At 62.7% G+C, this 15237-nt stretch carries 20 protein-coding genes and 1 pseudogene; 6 read left to right on the plus strand and 15 right to left on the minus strand.

From position 1 onward, the window contains the following. The first annotated feature begins 55 nt into the window (after window positions 1–55). The gene (locus ACNQS7_RS10165) at window positions 56–769 is read left to right on the plus strand and encodes a pyridoxamine 5'-phosphate oxidase (RefSeq protein ID WP_418012465.1); all 714 of its coding nucleotides are present in this window, start codon (window positions 56–58) and stop codon (window positions 767–769) included. A gap of 97 nt (window positions 770–866) precedes the next feature. Here the strand turns inward: ACNQS7_RS10165 and ACNQS7_RS10170 are convergent, their stop codons facing one another. After that, window positions 867–1124: a DUF3297 family protein gene (locus ACNQS7_RS10170; protein WP_418012466.1), complete on the minus strand. Its 258-nt coding sequence runs from the start codon at window positions 1122–1124 to the stop codon at window positions 867–869. A 556-nt stretch (window positions 1125–1680) separates the two neighbouring features. On the opposite strand from ACNQS7_RS10170, the gene ACNQS7_RS10175 reads away from it, so the two are divergent. From ACNQS7_RS10175 to ACNQS7_RS10185, 3 genes are read left to right on the plus strand one after another with little or no spacing between them, the layout of a single operon-like run. Beyond that, on the plus strand, window positions 1681–2385 hold the full coding sequence (locus ACNQS7_RS10175) for a tyrosine-type recombinase/integrase (protein ID WP_225345396.1): 705 nt from the start codon (window positions 1681–1683) through the stop codon (window positions 2383–2385). After that, complete coding sequence (locus tag ACNQS7_RS10180) at window positions 2322–2546, plus strand: hypothetical protein (protein WP_131808264.1); 225 nt, start codon at window positions 2322–2324, stop codon at window positions 2544–2546. Before ACNQS7_RS10175 ends, ACNQS7_RS10180 begins: the two co-directional genes overlap by 64 nt. Window positions 2547–2548: 2 nt before the next feature. Beyond that, the gene (locus ACNQS7_RS10185; protein WP_080691692.1) at window positions 2549–3481 is read left to right on the plus strand and encodes an NmrA family NAD(P)-binding protein; all 933 of its coding nucleotides are present in this window, start codon (window positions 2549–2551) and stop codon (window positions 3479–3481) included. 151 nt (window positions 3482–3632) lie between these two features. Here ACNQS7_RS10185 and ACNQS7_RS10190 read toward each other — a convergent pair whose 3' ends face one another. The 12 genes and pseudogenes from ACNQS7_RS10190 to ACNQS7_RS10245 form a co-directional block, all read right to left on the minus strand. Further along, window positions 3633–4097: a DUF3237 domain-containing protein gene (locus ACNQS7_RS10190; protein WP_075545898.1), complete on the minus strand. Its 465-nt coding sequence runs from the start codon at window positions 4095–4097 to the stop codon at window positions 3633–3635. Between the two features lie 31 nt (window positions 4098–4128). Beyond that, window positions 4129–4368: pseudogene (locus ACNQS7_RS10195) on the minus strand (putative quinol monooxygenase); the annotation flags it as partial. 141 nt (window positions 4369–4509) lie between these two features. After that, a complete protein-coding gene (locus ACNQS7_RS10200; RefSeq protein WP_033717985.1) occupies window positions 4510–5190 on the minus strand; it encodes an NADPH-dependent F420 reductase in 681 nt (226 codons plus the stop codon). A gap of 10 nt (window positions 5191–5200) precedes the next feature. Next, window positions 5201–5980 carry an SDR family NAD(P)-dependent oxidoreductase gene (locus ACNQS7_RS10205; protein WP_033717987.1) on the minus strand — a complete coding sequence of 260 codons (780 nt, stop codon included), beginning with the start codon at window positions 5978–5980 and terminating at the stop codon, window positions 5201–5203. Window positions 5981–6119: 139 nt separating this feature from the next. Further along, complete coding sequence (locus ACNQS7_RS10210) at window positions 6120–6962, minus strand: AraC family transcriptional regulator (RefSeq protein WP_075545899.1); 843 nt, start codon at window positions 6960–6962, stop codon at window positions 6120–6122. 99 nt (window positions 6963–7061) lie between these two features. Continuing rightward, window positions 7062–7226 carry a hypothetical protein gene (locus ACNQS7_RS10215; RefSeq protein ID WP_160937448.1) on the minus strand — a complete coding sequence of 55 codons (165 nt, stop codon included), beginning with the start codon at window positions 7224–7226 and terminating at the stop codon, window positions 7062–7064. A gap of 50 nt (window positions 7227–7276) precedes the next feature. Beyond that, a complete protein-coding gene (locus tag ACNQS7_RS10220) occupies window positions 7277–7534 on the minus strand; it encodes a hypothetical protein (protein ID WP_033717990.1) in 258 nt (85 codons plus the stop codon). Next, window positions 7531–8562 (minus strand): SDR family oxidoreductase, encoded by a 1032-nt coding sequence (locus ACNQS7_RS10225; RefSeq protein WP_033717992.1) that lies wholly within the window; start codon window positions 8560–8562, stop codon window positions 7531–7533. Before ACNQS7_RS10225 ends, ACNQS7_RS10220 begins: the two co-directional genes overlap by 4 nt. 49 nt (window positions 8563–8611) lie before the next feature. Further along, complete coding sequence (locus ACNQS7_RS10230) at window positions 8612–9403, minus strand: SAM-dependent methyltransferase (RefSeq protein WP_033717994.1); 792 nt, start codon at window positions 9401–9403, stop codon at window positions 8612–8614. 34 nt (window positions 9404–9437) lie between these two features. Continuing rightward, window positions 9438–9824: a hypothetical protein gene (locus tag ACNQS7_RS10235; RefSeq protein WP_033717995.1), complete on the minus strand. Its 387-nt coding sequence runs from the start codon at window positions 9822–9824 to the stop codon at window positions 9438–9440. Then, complete coding sequence (locus ACNQS7_RS10240; RefSeq protein WP_217809555.1) at window positions 9821–9949, minus strand: SRPBCC family protein; 129 nt, start codon at window positions 9947–9949, stop codon at window positions 9821–9823. The genes ACNQS7_RS10235 and ACNQS7_RS10240 overlap by 4 nt, the downstream gene beginning before the upstream one ends. 5 nt (window positions 9950–9954) lie before the next feature. Further along, window positions 9955–11052 carry an NmrA family NAD(P)-binding protein gene (locus tag ACNQS7_RS10245; protein ID WP_033717997.1) on the minus strand — a complete coding sequence of 366 codons (1098 nt, stop codon included), beginning with the start codon at window positions 11050–11052 and terminating at the stop codon, window positions 9955–9957. 58 nt (window positions 11053–11110) lie between these two features. Here ACNQS7_RS10245 and ACNQS7_RS10250 point away from each other — a divergent pair, with 58 nt between their 5' ends. Further along, the gene (locus ACNQS7_RS10250) at window positions 11111–11689 is read left to right on the plus strand and encodes a TetR/AcrR family transcriptional regulator (protein ID WP_080691729.1); all 579 of its coding nucleotides are present in this window, start codon (window positions 11111–11113) and stop codon (window positions 11687–11689) included. Window positions 11690–12551: 862 nt separating this feature from the next. Here the strand turns inward: ACNQS7_RS10250 and ACNQS7_RS10255 are convergent. Both ACNQS7_RS10255 and ACNQS7_RS10260 read right to left on the minus strand, forming a co-directional pair. Then, entirely contained in the window at window positions 12552–13151 is a 600-nt protein-coding gene (locus ACNQS7_RS10255; protein ID WP_084251635.1) for a TetR/AcrR family transcriptional regulator, read from the minus strand. An 8-nt stretch (window positions 13152–13159) separates the two neighbouring features. After that, a complete protein-coding gene (locus tag ACNQS7_RS10260) occupies window positions 13160–13813 on the minus strand; it encodes an STAS domain-containing protein (protein ID WP_075545900.1) in 654 nt (217 codons plus the stop codon). A gap of 462 nt (window positions 13814–14275) precedes the next feature. Here ACNQS7_RS10260 and ACNQS7_RS10265 point away from each other — a divergent pair, with 462 nt between their 5' ends. Beyond that, window positions 14276–15175: a haloalkane dehalogenase gene (locus ACNQS7_RS10265; RefSeq protein ID WP_033718000.1), complete on the plus strand. Its 900-nt coding sequence runs from the start codon at window positions 14276–14278 to the stop codon at window positions 15173–15175. Window positions 15176–15237 lie beyond the last annotated feature (62 nt).

The raw sequence follows: 15237 nt of genomic DNA on the forward strand, positions 1-15237 counted from the left end.
GCGCGCGGCTGTGGGATTCCACAGCGGCGAGCTCGCCGTTCAGAAGCAGGCCGGTGTGAGCAGTCAGGCCGGACGGCTTTCCGCGATGGTGGGTCGCGGCCAACTCCGTTCTGGAACAGCGGATTTCCTAGGTGCTGCGCGGCTGGCGGTCGTGACCGCCCGCGACCCCAGCGGCACACTGTGGAGCTCACCACTGTTCGGAGAGCCGGGCTTTCTGTCGGCGATCGACTCGGGCACGCTGCACGTCGACAGCCGCCTTCCCACGGCGGACCCGCTGAGCGACATGCCCAGCGGTCAGCTTGCCGGCATGATCGTCATCGACTTCGCCACCCGGCGTCGTTGGCGCATCAACGGCGTGGTGAGCGCCGGCCGCTCCGGAGGATTCGATCTCGAGGTCGACCAGTCATTCGGCAACTGTCCGAAGTACATCACGATGCGCAATCTCACCACACCTTCCAGTTCGCTTGTGCCGCAACGAAATCCGATCTTCGCCGGGTCCACCCTACGTGCACAGGACCGCCTGCTCATCCAACGCGCTGACACGTTCTTTCTGGGCACGTCACATCCGACGGCGGGGGCCGACTCCTCCCACCGCGGTGGCCCAACAGGTTTCGTGACCCCCGTCGACGATGGGCTGTGGTTTCCCGACTATGCCGGCAACAACCTCTTCAACAGTCTCGGCAACATCGCCGTCGCCCGAGCGCCGCTCTGCTGTTCATCGACTTCGACACCGGGACAACACTTCAGCTGTCCGGTGAGGCAACTCTGACGTGGGACGGCAGCGCGCCCGCCGGGGAGGTTCACACCGGACGCGGCGTGAGCTTCAATCCACGGCACGTCGTGGTCGCCGGGACGGGGCGGTAGCGCTATTCCGCCAGGCGGAAATACGGTTCGACCGTACCGCTCAGCTTGATGACCATCGGATTTCCGCGGCGATCTTTGGCTGTGGGAACTTCAACACGCACCCAACCCTCGGCAACGTCGTATTCGTGAACGTTGGTTTTCTCGACGCCGTTGAAGCGAATACCCACGTCACGGCTCAGGGCCTCTTCGCTATAGAACGGGCTGCGTGGATCAATGGAGAGGCGATCCGGCGGGACGTCTTTCGTCTGTTCCTCGGACATCATGGCTTTCGGTAGATCCTGCGTTGGGCGATCGGTCGATCTGAGCGTAACGCGACCCTGTCGTATCGAGTTGCGGGGAGCGGTTTGGAAGGCTCACCTCACGAACTTCGGCGCAGCAAAAAACCCGAAGCCATCTGACTTCGGGTTTCTGTGGGTGGAGCTAAGGGGACTCGAACCCCTGGATCTGGTCCTCGTCAACCCCACTAGCTGGGCCTTTGACCTTACTCGATCGATTTCAGTGCAATTCGTCACCTGCGGTTTTCGGTTCGGCGCGTTGACGGCGTCAACACAGCGCAACGTCTCCATTGTTTCAGCGATGGTCTCAGGCTTGGACCGAAAAAATAACTCGACCATCGCCGAACACCGCGGGTGCTGCCACCTGTCACACGGACACCACCCCCGACGACCTGCACCTACTGGGACAAGGCCGGCTGGGATGCCGAGGCCGTGCGCGACGATCTGAGACAACGTCGTCTTAGTGGCCCCGCCCGTTATCAACGGGTAGCAACACGCTCGAATCTATGTATGCGACAAGGGGGCTGATGCTGGGCAAGTCATCGTTGTTGCCGGTTCATGGGCTGGCGAAGCAGCACGCCTGGACCGTGATCATGTCGACCTCGACGCCGGTGTGGTGCGCATCGCTAACTCGAAATACGACAAATCCAGGCAGATCTTGCTGCACCACACCACAATTGCGGTGCTGCGCGATTACAGCCAGCTGCGAGAGCACACCGCCGGCACCGAGGGGTGGTCAGCGTTTTTCGTCTCGGCCAGCGGCCGATTGGTGGTCAACACGATCGACTACACCTTCGCCGATCTGCTCGGTCCCGCCGGAATCCATACCACCACCGGCCAGCCGCATCCGAGGGTCGGTGATCTGCGTCATTCCTTCGCAGTGCGCACTCTTCTGGAGTGCTATCGCGGTGGCGCCGACGTCCAAGCGCAGCTGCCGCTGCTATCGACTTGGATGGGCCATATTTCGCCACGAAGGTGGGCCTCCGCTGCTGATCGGGGCGGGGGGACGCCACGAATCGACGGGTCGTCGAGTTCGGGGGCGGGTGGATTTCTGGTGGTGGCGACGTGGAGCAATTCGCTCAGACCGCGCGCGGAGTGCGAACTGCGTAGAAGGAGGCGGGTCGAGACGGTTCGCCTCGGCTGGTCGCATTGGGCTATTTCGCGCTCGGGGATGGTGCCGCCGTGGCCGCGAGGACCTACCTGGGTCACTATTACGGCTTCAGCGGTGAGTATGCCAAGCACGTGATCTCGGGGGCGATGAAGAGCCGCGATGAGGTGGTCGAAGCCATCGGCGCCTTCAGCGCGGCGGGCTGCGACGAGCTGATCATGTTTCCGTGCATCGCCGATCCCGAGCAGGTCGATCATCTCGCCGTCGCTGCGAACCTCAAACCGGGCAGCACCCAGTGACAGTGCGTTCGCTCACGACGCCATCTCAGCCGAATACCAAGACGCAAATAGCGGGGGATTTCATGACGAATACCAGTAAAGATCCCATCGTGGTCATTGGAGCGACCGGCCAGCAGGGTTCGGCAACGGTGGACGCATTGGTCGATCGTGGGATGGCTGTCCGCGCTCTTACGCGCAGCGTCGACAGCGCTGCAGCGCGGGCGCTGGCCGGACGTGGAGTGGAAGTCGTTGAGGCCGAGTTGGATGCGCCGGACTCCATCCGGCGTGCCTTCGAGGGCGCCGGAGCCGCTTTCGCGATGACGAGCTTGTTGGGACCGCGCGGCGTCGACGGTGAGGTCGCGCACGGCAAAGTTATCGTCGAGGCGGCGCACGCCGCCCAACTACCATTTCTCGTGTACAGCTCGGTTGGTGGTGCCGAGCGCAAGTCCGGGGTGCCCCATTTCGAGAGCAAGAGGCGGGTCGAGGAGTTTCTGATCGGCGCGGTGCCCGCGAACATCATCCGGCCGGCGTTCTTCATGGAGAACCTGTTGGAGATGATCGATAGAAAGGATGGCAAGCTGGCGTTCAGCATGGCCATGCCCGGAAACGTTCCGCTGCAGATGATTTCGGTTCGCGACATCGGTAGCGTGGCCGCGACTCTACTGGTTCGCCGCGACTCCGCCGCTGCGCCGGTGGAGATTGCCGGCGACGAAGTTAGCGGCGAGCAGATCGCCAACCTGGTGGCTCAGCGGTTTGGTGAATCTGCCACATTCGTTGAGCTGCCGCTCGATGTATTCGGCGACGATGACGACGGCAGAGCTATGTTTCGTTGGTTCTCCGATCCGCCTTCCTATCGCGCCGATTTCGCTCGTACTCGCGACCTCGGCGACGACGTAGAGGATCTGTCGCGCTGGCTGGCGAGGCAGCCCAGCCCGTACTCCGAGGCTCAATCCTAGGATCTGAAAACTCTTCCGCCCCAACGCGGTTGATCGGGCCACCCACTCCGCAGGGCCTGTGCTCCCGAGATATGAGCATCATTCGTTTCGCGCCTCACCAAAACACCCGTGTCACGGGCCTGAGGAAAGTCCGACACGCTTCTGAGCTCGTCTATGCGGCTCGGTATACCTTGTGCTGCATGCCCAGTCGGTTGTCGCCGGCGGGGAGTAGACGGCCTTCGCCGATAAAGACTGCACGGTTGACCCAGTTGTAGCGCGGATCGCCGGTGGTCAGCGTCCAGGTGGTGCGAATCGATTGGTCGGTGAATTCGGTTGGTGTGAGCGATTGGACGGCCTGTAAGAAGGCCTCGGTGGGTTCGACGAAGCCTTGGTACGCGACGTGGATGAGTGCTCCGTCGTCGGTTTGCATCAGGACGCGCACGTCGATGGCGGCGTAGCCGTCATCGAGTTGGCGGAACAGGTCGGTGCCGGGGTGAACGCTGTTTGCGTTCAATCGGTCACCGATGAGCCGTGCCGAGGGAAGTACATGGTGGTGAAGCACGCCGTTGTCGAGTCGACCTATGTCGGAGGGCTGTTCGGCCGCGACGGTCCACTCAAATTCGTAGGTCAAACGCATCGATTTCTCTCCTCCCACCGCTGACGGTTAGTTAATTATCGATGATCTTCAGGACATCAATTACCGCAGAGCCCGGATCGATGAGAGCGCCGAATTCTTTGATGGACGAACGAAAGTGCGCGCTTTGTTCATGCTCGGCGACCGCGGCGATCGAGGCCCACCGATCATGGAGGTAGAAGGTGAGGCCGTCTTCGCCGCGGCTGACGGTGTATAGAAGATTGCCCGGTTCCGCGCGTGACGGGACGGCCACGGCTCGCAGGACCTCGGCGAGTCTGTCTGCGGCTTGCTGGTCTTCGCCCGCACGATCGTCTGGAGTCCGAAAGGGCTGTTTTCACCGATGCTGCGCCGTATGCGCGCCGGCAAGTCGTCGCCTTGGTCGTGTTCACTCATCGCGGTGCGTCCTTTTCTGTCGTCATTTCGCCCCGATAGCAACGGCCGGGCCGGCACGCAGTATCGCCGGCGCCAGGTTCTGATATTCGCCGCCGAAGTTGTGTTTCCCGACCTGGTGGGTCAATACCCCGAGCTGCTCGATGCTGCGGGCGGCCGCCGCGTGCCCGGTATCAAGTGCTGTGAAGCCAGCATCGCGGGCCAGCGTGGCCACGACCGCTTTGGCTGCAGTATCGTCGCCGGCCAGAAACACCGGCGGCGGGGTGGGCGTGTCATGCCAGAGCCGAATGTCGAGAAGTTGTGAGGGCATGGTGCTGAACGCTTTCACCACCCGAGCGTCGGGCAATTCGCGTTGCAGCTTTTCGGTCGTCGACGAGCGGGCCATGAACTCGAGATCGTGGCTGTGCTGGAAATGCTCGTCGACCCGCAGCGGGTTCATGGTGTCGATGACGATTTTGCCGGCGATCGGACCGGTCGCCGATAGCACGGCGGGTAGCCGCGGCCAGTACACCGAGAACAGCACGACATCGCCGAAGGCGACAGCTTGAGCCGGTGTGCCGCGACGTGCGATCGGATGGTCGACGATAAAATCGTCGAGCTTGCGTTGGCATCCGTCCTTGGCGAGCAGGAGATCATGACCCGCGCGAAGCCACGCCTGCGCTAATGTCCGACCGATGTTGCCAGCGTTGACGACACCGATGCGCACTACGGATTCCTCATCTGGTGGCGACCAAGTCGAATCCACCGCTTGCCTCAATGTATTGGCCGGTAATCCAGGCCGCCTGGTCAGAAGCCAGGAACGCGGCCACGGCGGCTACGTCGTCGGCTTGTCCTAACCGCCGCAACGCGCTGATCTCCGAGATGGCCTGCTGATTGTGCGGGTCGCCGAGAAATTCTGAGCTCAACTCGGTCACCGTCCATCCTGGTGCCAATGCGTTAACCGTGATGCCACGCGGGCCCAGCTCGGCGGCGAGCATGACTGCCAAGGTGTCCACTGCCGCCTTGGCCATGCAGTAGGCGGCGGTAGACACCAGCGGGCGTTTCGACCGCCCGGAAGAAATGAACACGACTCGGCCAGCATCGCGTAAGCGTGGGATGGCGGCCTGAGTAACGAAGAACGGTCCTTTGACATTTGTGGCAAAGACCGCGTCGAAGTCGGCTTCCGACGTGTCCGATGGGGTCCCTGCCCGGCCGGTGCCGGCGTTGTTGATCAGGATGTCGAAGCCAGAATCGTCACGGCGGGAGGTCAGCTCGCCGTCTAAGGTGTCAAACAACGCACGGATACCGGCGTATGAGCTCAGGTCGGCCTGCACGGTGAAGGCTTCACCGCCCGCGGCCGCGATGGCGGCAACCACCGCCTCGGCCGCGGCGGCGTTGGACATGTAGTTGATAGCAACCAGCGCACCGTCGCCGGCTAGCCGCAGCGCGATAGCCCGACCGATGCCCCGCGAGCCCCCCGTAACGACTGCGACCTTGCCGTCCAGCGGCTTGCTCACGGCATATCACCGCCGCAGTTGTGGAACACGATGACCGGAAAACACGATGGCTCACCACATCGGGTGAGACCGCGCATGCCATATCTCACTCACTTTTGATACCCGATGACAGTCACCACGATCTTGTACGTTTCGCGCTTCAGTTGCGCGAGATCCGAGCCCAGGCAGCCGGGGTGGCGCCGACTTGCCGACGAAAATGGCGGCTCAGATGCGCTTGGTCGGCAAACCCGCACAGCGATGCCGTTGCAGCGACTGACATCCCACTGCGCAGGGCGATCTGGGCGCGCAGGACACGGCGTTCCAACACGTAGCGATACGGGGAGCACCCGACGGCCCGCGAAAACAGACGGGTAAACCAGGATGCTTCCACACCAGCCAAAGCAGCAAGGTCGATGACCGAGATGGGGTCGGCGAGGTTTTCTTCAATCCAGTCGGTCACCGCGCGCACGCCGTCCGGCCGCAGTGCCCCGGTGGGTGGCTTCATGGTTCTGCGAGAACCAATGCCGACCCGCAGTAAGAGCCGCTGAATGAGGTGTTGAGATCGCAGCGGTTCGGCACCGGCCACGGCCTCCATACGCAGCAGCTCCAGCAGATGGCGAACAAACCGGTCATCGAACAGACACAGAGCAGGCACCTCGACATATGAACGCCCTAGACGGTCGGCCGCCAGTAGGTCAGCCACACGCGGATTTACTGAGACGTGCAGTGCCTGGACAGGACCCTGCCACTCCCACAACATGGGAAGTCCCGCCGGCATAATCGACATCTGGCCCGCCGACATGCTCCCCTCGCGACTCGAATCCACCCACACCTGCCGCGCAGACGCCACGGGGATCGATTGCAGCACAAACACATGCGCCGACGAATTCTGCTGCTCACATTGCCCGCTCAATTGCGCGCGTTCCTCCACTACCACACCATCGGTGACGACCCTCGCCGCAAACGGATTACCGACTCCCCCGGCAAAAAGATGGCTATTCACACATCCATAATCCGCTCGGTCGATCAAACAGGTCGCCGAGCCCCCGCCGGCATCACCTCAAGATCATTGAGCGTCGCACCGGGTGCGTGTTGTCACCGCTCATCGGTTTGCCGCGCAGAGTGTGGAGGATGGTTGTTCCAGGGTGATGTGGGTGTCCGCGGCTCCGGAGATGAGCCCGTAGTTCTCGGCGGCCGCCTGTCGGCCGATATTCTTTCCCCGCAAGGGGCCGGCAAGCGCCCAGAGTTGGAAGTCGTCGGTGAGCATGTTCAGCTGAGGCTCGAAGTTGCCGGTGTCCCCGTTGCGCAGCGCGGTTGCTACATCGACCGTCGATTGGTGGTCCCCTGTGTCGGTGAAGGTCTCGACGCGGGGGGATAAAAGCGCCGTGCGGGGTGGAAGGTCGCAGCATTCATGTTGATGCCCAACGTTTTCCAGTACCCGACGCGATCCAGTGACTCGTCGGCGAAACGCCGCATCATTCCGCTTTGTGCGTGACTGAAGGCCGCCTGATCGGTCCACTGCGCCACGTTGACGTAGCGGAACCGGGCCTCTTCGCCATTGGCGTCGTCGGTCATCGTTTGGCAGGAGCGCCGCAGTTGTGGTCGAGGTAGTCGGCGAGTGTCCACTGAGGGGGCAGACCGAGTTGCTCAACGACGGGTGCGGAGTCCCAGTGCGGCTGGTACTCGGCGACGAACCCCATGAGCGCGAAAATGTTCGCAGCTGAGGGGGAGAATGGTCGGGCGAGGGTCTGATTGAGCCAGGCCACCCCAGCCGGCAGCGGGATGATCCGCACCTTGCTGCGTCCGGTCGTGGCGGCGATGGTGTCGGCGATCTGCCGCCAGGTCAGCCATTGCGGTCCGTTGGCTTCGATGAGGAGGTCCTCGCTGCCGGTATAAAGTGCGGCGCCGGTAATCATCTCGGCGACATCGCGGGTAGCGATGATCGGGGTGCCGTGCGAGGCGCCGCCGGGAGCCAGAAAGAAGCCGTACTTCTCGGCCAGGTTCCCGGTCAGGGATCCCCAGAATTTGGTGAAGCCGTGGTTGCGGAGCACGGTGGCGTGAGCAGAGGAGTCGACGGCCCCTTTGAAGCCGCCGAATACCAGGAAGACGTCCATGAACGCGGCGTTGCGCACGATGACTGATTGCATGGGCGATTGTTGGAGGCGCTGCTCGAGCCGGCGCTTGCCGGCCAACTCGGGTACTCGCTGCTCCCGCGGATAGCTCGGGGTCGACGATTGGACGAAGCGCTGGACGTCCGCCTTCTCGCAGATCTCGATGAATCCCAGGGCGTGGTCGTTGACGCTGGCAGCATTGTCGGATTTCTTCTGCGGAACAACACCGTTGGCCGTTGAGACAACGACGTCGATCCCCTCGACGGCTTTGGCCATTGACGCATCGTCGGCGAGGTCGCCTGTGACGTAACGGATGACACCGTGGTACGGGTCGCGGATCTTGGCCCCGTCACTGCGCACCAGTGCGGTGACGTCGAATCCTTTGTCCGCCAGAAGGATGGCGATTTTCGAGCCGACGTGTCCGGTGGCTCCTACCACGAGAAACTTGGTTTGAGTGGTGATCTTGACTGGTTCGGCAGCGTTGGTAGTCATCGTCGTGATTCTTTCGTGGTTTTGGGGACGGGAATCGGCGGAGTTGTTGTCAGGGTGTGGTTTTGGTGAAGCAGCCGCGATAGACACCGAGGGTGCCAGCGGCCAAGGCGGCCCCGAAGTTGACGGTGCGGGTGAATCCGTCGTCGATGACCATCGGGATGCCGGGGCCGGGGTGCAGCCCCGCACCGAAGGTCTGGGTGACCCAGTCGCGAACCCATCCGGACTCATCGACCCACTCCAGAGTCTCGAATCCAGCGCCGGTGATCGCCGTCTGCACCTGTTCGGGAGAGTCGAGGTGGCTGTCGGTGCCATCGATCGACCAGGGCATCGGAAAGGTCACGGGGCCATCGGTGATGCGGACGACGTCCCAGATCCCGAACTGATCGCCGTCGCAGAGTCGGTCGGCGATCGCGCGGTACCAGCGGGGCTTGTCGGCGATGTTCATGCAGACGTGCATGCTGATCGCGGCGGTGTAGGGCCGTTGGGGGTGGTGATCCTCGATAGGGTTGTGTTCGAACGTGACTCGGTCGTGCAGACCGCACCGGCGGGTCAGCGTCGTGGCGGTGTCGACATAGCCTGCGGTGATGTCGACGCCGTGCACGCTGGCCCCCGTCGATTCGGCGATCCGCCGGGCCGGTCCGCCGAAACCCGATCCGATATCCAGCACCCGATCGGCCGCCGTCAGGTGCATCGGGCCGATCGTGCGGTCGACGGCGGCCATACCACCGATGTGGTACTGGTCAAGGAAATTCAGCTGCTCCGGGGACAGTGGGCCGGTCAGATCGGCTTCGGCGAGTAGCCGCTCTACGGTCTGCTGCACGCCTGTTTCGGTGTAGGTCATGTTCTTGCTCCTCGTTCGTGATGAAAATGGCCGGTCACCGCGCCAGTTGACGGTCCGGATTGTGGGTGGCATGCCAGGTCGGCGAGTCGACGGCCAGCGTTTCGATCTCCTTGCCGTCCTGGAACATTCGCAGATACCGGTCGGTGTTAGGAGCGGGAGCGGGCATTGCTTTGGTCAGCGTGGTTATCGCACTGGCCATACCGGAGAGTCCGCGGGTGGTGCCCGGCATGGTGGTCGGGCAACGCCGGGCGATGGTCTCCATGGATTTCGGTGCTCGTCCCGTGAGTCGTTGCACCCCGCCGCGGTCGCGTAATTCCGCGGCGCGTGCATCGTCGTGATGCACCATCGCCCGCACCGGAAATCCTTTGTCTAGCAGGGCCATGGCGGTGTGGGGGCCGGTCTTTCCGGCAGCTGAGGTCACCAGGACGGTTCCCAGGCGTCGTACCAGGTGGCGATGGTCTCAATACGGGTGAGGAATTCCCACACTTTGTGCGGCGTGGCGTTGATGCTGATCGACTGAGTCGGCGTGCGGCTGCGCGTGGTCACCGTTGTCAGCTAGCGGGTACAGACTGCAGCGGGCGGGAATTCATCATGGCGGTGTGCTCCTCGCGCCAGCGGGCGTCCTGGATCCCCAGTGTCGGATTGGGGGGAATGGGCAGGTCCCACTGACGATCCAGACGGCGCAGGTTGTAGCCCGGCAGGAACGGGACGGCCATGAATTTCGCCATCGCCGCGAGTCGGTTCGCCGCGGTCTGGCGGGCGAACGGCATCGCCGAATAGCGGCGTGCCGTCGCCAGGAAGCTCTCGGCCGGTGCGCCGGTCAGCTCTTGGAGGGTCTCGGTCACGCCGCCTTCGAATTCGAACACCCCGGCTTTCATGTCGCCGCCGATGTAGCGCAGGTACACACTCGCCGATAGGGGGTCGACACGCTGCTGGCGGGCGACCTTGGTAAACAGCGAATAGGGCAGCGACACCGGGATGACACGGTGGCCCACCGCCTCGGCCACCACAGCGGCCATCTGCTTGCCGGACAACAGCTCCGGGCCGGTCGGGCGGTAGGTCTTGCCGACGTGACGGCCGGGATCCCGCAGGACCGCGACGACAGTGCGGGCGATGTCCTCATTGGAGACCGGTGCCGCCTTCGCGTCACCGCTGAGGACCGGATAGATGCCGAGCAGAGCGGCAAAGTCGATGGTGCGCAGGAAGTTGTCGGCGAACATACCGGGGTTGACTATCGTGTGGGCGATCCCTGGCAGGTCGGCGAACACCCGGTCCATCAGCCAGGTCTGCCGCGTGAAGTTGACCGGGTGGCTGCGATGAGAGGTCCATTGGCTCATCTGCACGATCGACTCCAGGCCGGCGTAGCGTGCGCTCACGGCGAAGGCGACGGCACTCTGCAAGGCATGCGGATGGAAGGGCGCCATGAAGTAGGCGCGCTGGGCGCCCCGCATGGCGGCGACCAGCTGATCCGGGTCGAACAGGTCGGCCACCGCCAACTCGGCGCCCACCCCCCGTAGTGCCTCGGCGCGCCCGTCAAGGCTGCGGACCATGGCACGGACCGGGAATCCCTGGGCGAGCAGGGCATTCACCACGGCCCCGCCGGTCTTTCCGGTCGCCCCGGTGACCAGGATCGTAGGCTTGATCGCCATCGCAGTCTCCTTTTAGATGTTGGTAGTAATCCAATAAGGATTATGTCTATACTCCAAAATGTCAAGCCGAATCAGACGGGAGTCGATGGACATGCGGATGTCCCAGGCGGAGAAGGACAAGAGCCACGCCCGGATCGTGGCCAGTGCGTCCCGGCTGCTACGCGAGCGCGGCATCGACGGTGCCAGCGTCGGAGAGGTGATGAAGGACGCCGGCTTGACCCATGGGGGGTTCTACAAGCACTTCGCCAGCAAGGACGCTCTCGTGGAAACCGCGCTGCAGACGGCCTTCGCGACGTTCACCGAGATACTCAGAACTGGTGGACCGGGCGCGGTGCAGGCTTGGCGGGACGTGTACCTCTCCGACACGCACGTCCACAACCCCGGAAACGGTTGCCCGGTCCCGGCGCTCGGTATGGACGTCGGCCGCGGAACAACTCAGATCAAAGCGGCTTTCAGCCGCGGCGTCGAGGACACCGTCAACGCCCTCGCCGCAACCATGGACGGTGCACCCGAGGAGCGCCGTACCGCCGCGTTGCAACAGTTCAGCATGCTCGTCGGCGCCGTCGTCATCGCCCGCGCCAGCGACCCGGACCTAGCCGCCGAAGTCCTGGCGGCGGCCTCGGCTGCTGTCGAGTGACCGCGACGGCCGCTGACTCCAAAACGGCCGTGGCCCAGCCGCTCCAACTTCTCGGCAGGCGGCAAAGACCCGTACGGGGGCGACTTGCCGTTCAGCGCATAGGATCCACGGCCAATGACCGCTGAGGGCCACCGGATTGGCGATGCAGGCCCGCGATGGGACACCCGCCTGCCGCCTTCACCCCGTCGCCGCACAGGCAGAGGTTGTCAACGTCGTTAGTGTTCCAAGTGACCAGCGCAACGCCGAGGGTAAAGGCGGTGGCAGCCAGCGATCATGGTGGCCATGGCGCCGCCACGAGGGCTGCGGACCGGGGCTCGTAGAGGTGCGCACTGCGGAAGGTGCTGAGGCAGTCGGCGCGGTCGAGGTCACCGCGCCGTGGGTCAATGACCCTTCAGAACTTAGAGATAGTGTTGCGACCGCCCTCTGAAACCACCTTGCCGCCCGCTGGTCCGTTCTCGGTTGCCGTTGACATGTAAGTCCTTTGAGGTCTTTGCGTTTAATCCACACCTGTCACCGCGGTCATTGATATCGGTTAATTCGTGACCACAGTGCCATTCGGCACCCAGCACGAAGTATGTCGAGTCACATACACGTGCTGATGCAGGCAGAACCGTACTCCGCGGCCCATGACGCCCGTCGGCCTGGCCTTTATCGCGATCTCGTAATTCTACGCCGAGGGCACGGCGATCCCGTCGAGACCGAATTGTCCCACCACCGCCAGCGTAATTGGCTGCGCGGCCCACATGTCGCCGCCCGCTGTGCCGTGACACCGCCTACAGCTCGTGCTTCATTTAGCGGAACCGGTATTACTGGGCTAGGCGTGGGCGTTCAACTTACCGTTCTACGGCGCGCCGCTGTCGCGTCATACATCGTCGCCCATCACTTCGGCGAAGGTACCAGCCAGCTCCTCGAACATTTTCTCTGACAATCGATTGTCCCGGAGCGGATCGTAATGGGAAGGGGTGGTGACGCGGCTCAAATAAGCGCCAGCCGCGATCGCTGACCAAATCGTCACCGCGCGACGCACGCGCCGATCAGCAATACAAACACCCATCCTGTCAGCAAGTGCCCAGCCTAAAACTTCCTTCCGAGCTGCTGACGCTTGCCTCACAAGCCTAGGACTCGTTGCGACGACATGAGCCATCGCCAGCATCCGTTCTCGCGTAATCACGCCTCGCCCATCGATAATTGCGGTCAAGACCTCGGTGGTGGCGACCAGAAGAGCAATTTCTGGACTGGCCGTGGGCCTAACCTGCCCGAGCGCTGCGGCGATGCGTTCTAAGACCGAATAAACGACGGACATCACGATCGCATCCTTGGAGGCGAAGTGACGCGCAAGCTGCTCTGGTGCCACTTCGGCGCCGGCGGAAATCGCGCACAGAGTTGTAGCCTCGAAGCCGTATCTCTCGCAAAGATCGAAGGCGGCGTCAATAACCCGCTCGCGGTCGTCTTGCTCCCCCATCAGCGCAGTCACCCTATGCTCTGGCTAGCCGAGGTTGTTGACACTGACCTGCTCATCCCGGCATGCAATTCGATCTCCGTATCACTGCCGTCGGAGAAGCGTCGCGCTAGGCACCGAACTGCCGCTGCACTCGACGCTTGAATAGCGGCTCGCCAGCCCTCGGAGCGTTCTTCGCAACATAGTCCAACTGGCTGCGCAGAAGAGGCCGCGTCGCCTCGCTGTCGTTGACCTACCATGCCAGTCAAAGACTCGCGGTGCGTCGCAGTCGTGTCGTTGATCTGCTGCAGTGCTTCAGGAACGGATGCCGCGAGGGGCAAGCCGTGATCGGTGATGACCCGCAGCGGCGGTTGCATCGCTGAACCGGCGATGACGCTAAATTGTAGACGGGATTTACGTCGGAAGTCAGCGAGCTTCAGGAGGGCTCGGAATCCGGCGATCTCCAGAAATTGCACACGGCAGTAATCCACAATGAGTGGAGACCCGAGTCGCGCGAAGCGCAGGACCTCGCGATCGACAATCTCGGTGTTCGCGGCGTCAACCTCTCCATCGACTCTCACTACGATGGCTAAGCTGCGCGCGGGAACATCCAGCTGCGCCCCCGCGCAGTCGATTAAGGTATGGCGGTGGATGCGACGAGAGCCGACTTTGCTGCGCAAGGTCACAAGAAACGCCCTATCGGTTCACGGTGTCGCAACAAATCCAGCAAAACTAACAGAGCGCCGGGAAAAGACTATCGGGCTGCGAATTCAACTTGCGGCAACAGTAACAGGCGCCAGCGGCATCAGCTAGCCTGACGGAGCGGCCGACAACACCGGTGTTGACCCGTAATCGTATGACTGCCTTGGTCTTTGACACCCTGAAACAGGCGCGCGGGGTGGTGATGTGTTCGTTTTGCGGATGTCGAGCGCACTCGGGTTCGCTTGGCGACTTCCTGTGGTCGCGCGGCGAGCACAGTAACGGTGTGCTTGGCCGCCTGCACGCGGGCTGCGGTTTCCAAGACTTGCAGGATCAGCTTGAGCGACCTGCGCGTCTCATGATGTACTTTCCGGTACAGTCTGTGGTAGGCGAAGCTGGGACGTCGAGGCCGGTCGATCCGCGACGCGATGGTGAAAGGATGTTTGTCCATGCGTGTCCTGCGAACGCCGAATTCTCGTTTCGAGGGGCTGCCGGATTACGAGTTTGCACCTCACTACGTTGCGGTCGACCGCGGCGACGGCGTGGCGTTGAGAATGCACTACCTCGACGAGGGTCCGCGGCGCGCTCCGGCCATCTTGTTGTTGCACGGCGAACCATCATGGTCATATTTATACCGACACATGATTCCGGTGTTGGTCGACGCAGGATTGCGGGCGGTGGCGCTGGACCTCGTGGGATTTGGCCGCAGTGACAAGCCCGCGATGCGTTCGGACTACACGTACCTGGCGCACGTCAATTGGGTTAAAGAAGCCCTCGACACAATCGGCTTGGACGAAATCACGTTAGTAGGCCAAGACTGGGGTGGATTGATCGGCCTGCGAATCGTCGGCGAGGAGCCCGAGCGTTTTAGCCGTGTGGTTGCCGCAAACACGTTTCTACCGACGGGGGAACAACGGGGCAAGGCCTTTCTGGCATGGCAGCGCTACAGTCAAGAAACACCGTCTTTCGATGCAGGCAGGATCGTCAACGGCGGCTGTACGACGAATCTGACTCCCGACGTCATTGCAGCATACGACGCGCCGTTTCCCGGTGACTCCTTTAAGGCTGGGGCGCGCCAATTTCCGATGCTGGTTCCCACCTCGCCCGACGATCCCGCCGCGCCGGCCAATCTCGCGGCGATGGCGGCGCTTGGCCGCTTCACGCGGCCTTTCCTGTGCGCATTCTCTGACCAGGATCCCATCACTCGGGGAGCTGACGCGGTCCTTCGCGAGCACATTCCGGGCGCGAAAAATATTGCTCCGGTCACTATCTCCGGGGCCGGGCACTTCCTCCAAGAAGATCGCGGACCCCAACTAGCCCAAGTCATTGCCGAATTCGTCCACGATTGACAAGCGTTATGCGAGCCGGTGGACATACTTCTCTCAACGCGGTCGGACATTCATGGATACTC

It is taken from the genome of Mycobacterium sp. 23, assembly GCF_048287075.1.
Lineage (GTDB): Bacteria > Actinomycetota > Actinomycetes > Mycobacteriales > Mycobacteriaceae > Mycobacterium > Mycobacterium gordonae_B.

Coding starts and splice junctions, on each gene's coding strand:
- ACNQS7_RS10190 (WP_075545898.1), bottom strand. CDS start 4,097: ATGCGTTTGACCTACGAATTTGAGTGGACCGTCGCGGCCGAACAGCCC.
- ACNQS7_RS10225 (WP_033717992.1), bottom strand. CDS start 8,562: ATGACTACCAACGCTGCCGAACCAGTCAAGATCACCACTCAAACCAAG.
- ACNQS7_RS10255 (WP_084251635.1), bottom strand. CDS start 13,151: ATGGGGGAGCAAGACGACCGCGAGCGGGTTATTGACGCCGCCTTCGAT.
- ACNQS7_RS10215 (WP_160937448.1), bottom strand. CDS start 7,226: ATGCTCACCGACGACTTCCAACTCTGGGCGCTTGCCGGCCCCTTGCGG.
- ACNQS7_RS10265 (WP_033718000.1), top strand. CDS start 14,276: ATGCGTGTCCTGCGAACGCCGAATTCTCGTTTCGAGGGGCTGCCGGAT.
- ACNQS7_RS10230 (WP_033717994.1), bottom strand. CDS start 9,403: ATGACCTACACCGAAACAGGCGTGCAGCAGACCGTAGAGCGGCTACTC.
- ACNQS7_RS10245 (WP_033717997.1), bottom strand. CDS start 11,052: ATGGCGATCAAGCCTACGATCCTGGTCACCGGGGCGACCGGAAAGACC.
- ACNQS7_RS10250 (WP_080691729.1), top strand. CDS start 11,111: ATGTCAAGCCGAATCAGACGGGAGTCGATGGACATGCGGATGTCCCAG.
- ACNQS7_RS10220 (WP_033717990.1), bottom strand. CDS start 7,534: ATGACCGACGACGCCAATGGCGAAGAGGCCCGGTTCCGCTACGTCAAC.
- ACNQS7_RS10170 (WP_418012466.1), bottom strand. CDS start 1,124: ATGTCCGAGGAACAGACGAAAGACGTCCCGCCGGATCGCCTCTCCATT.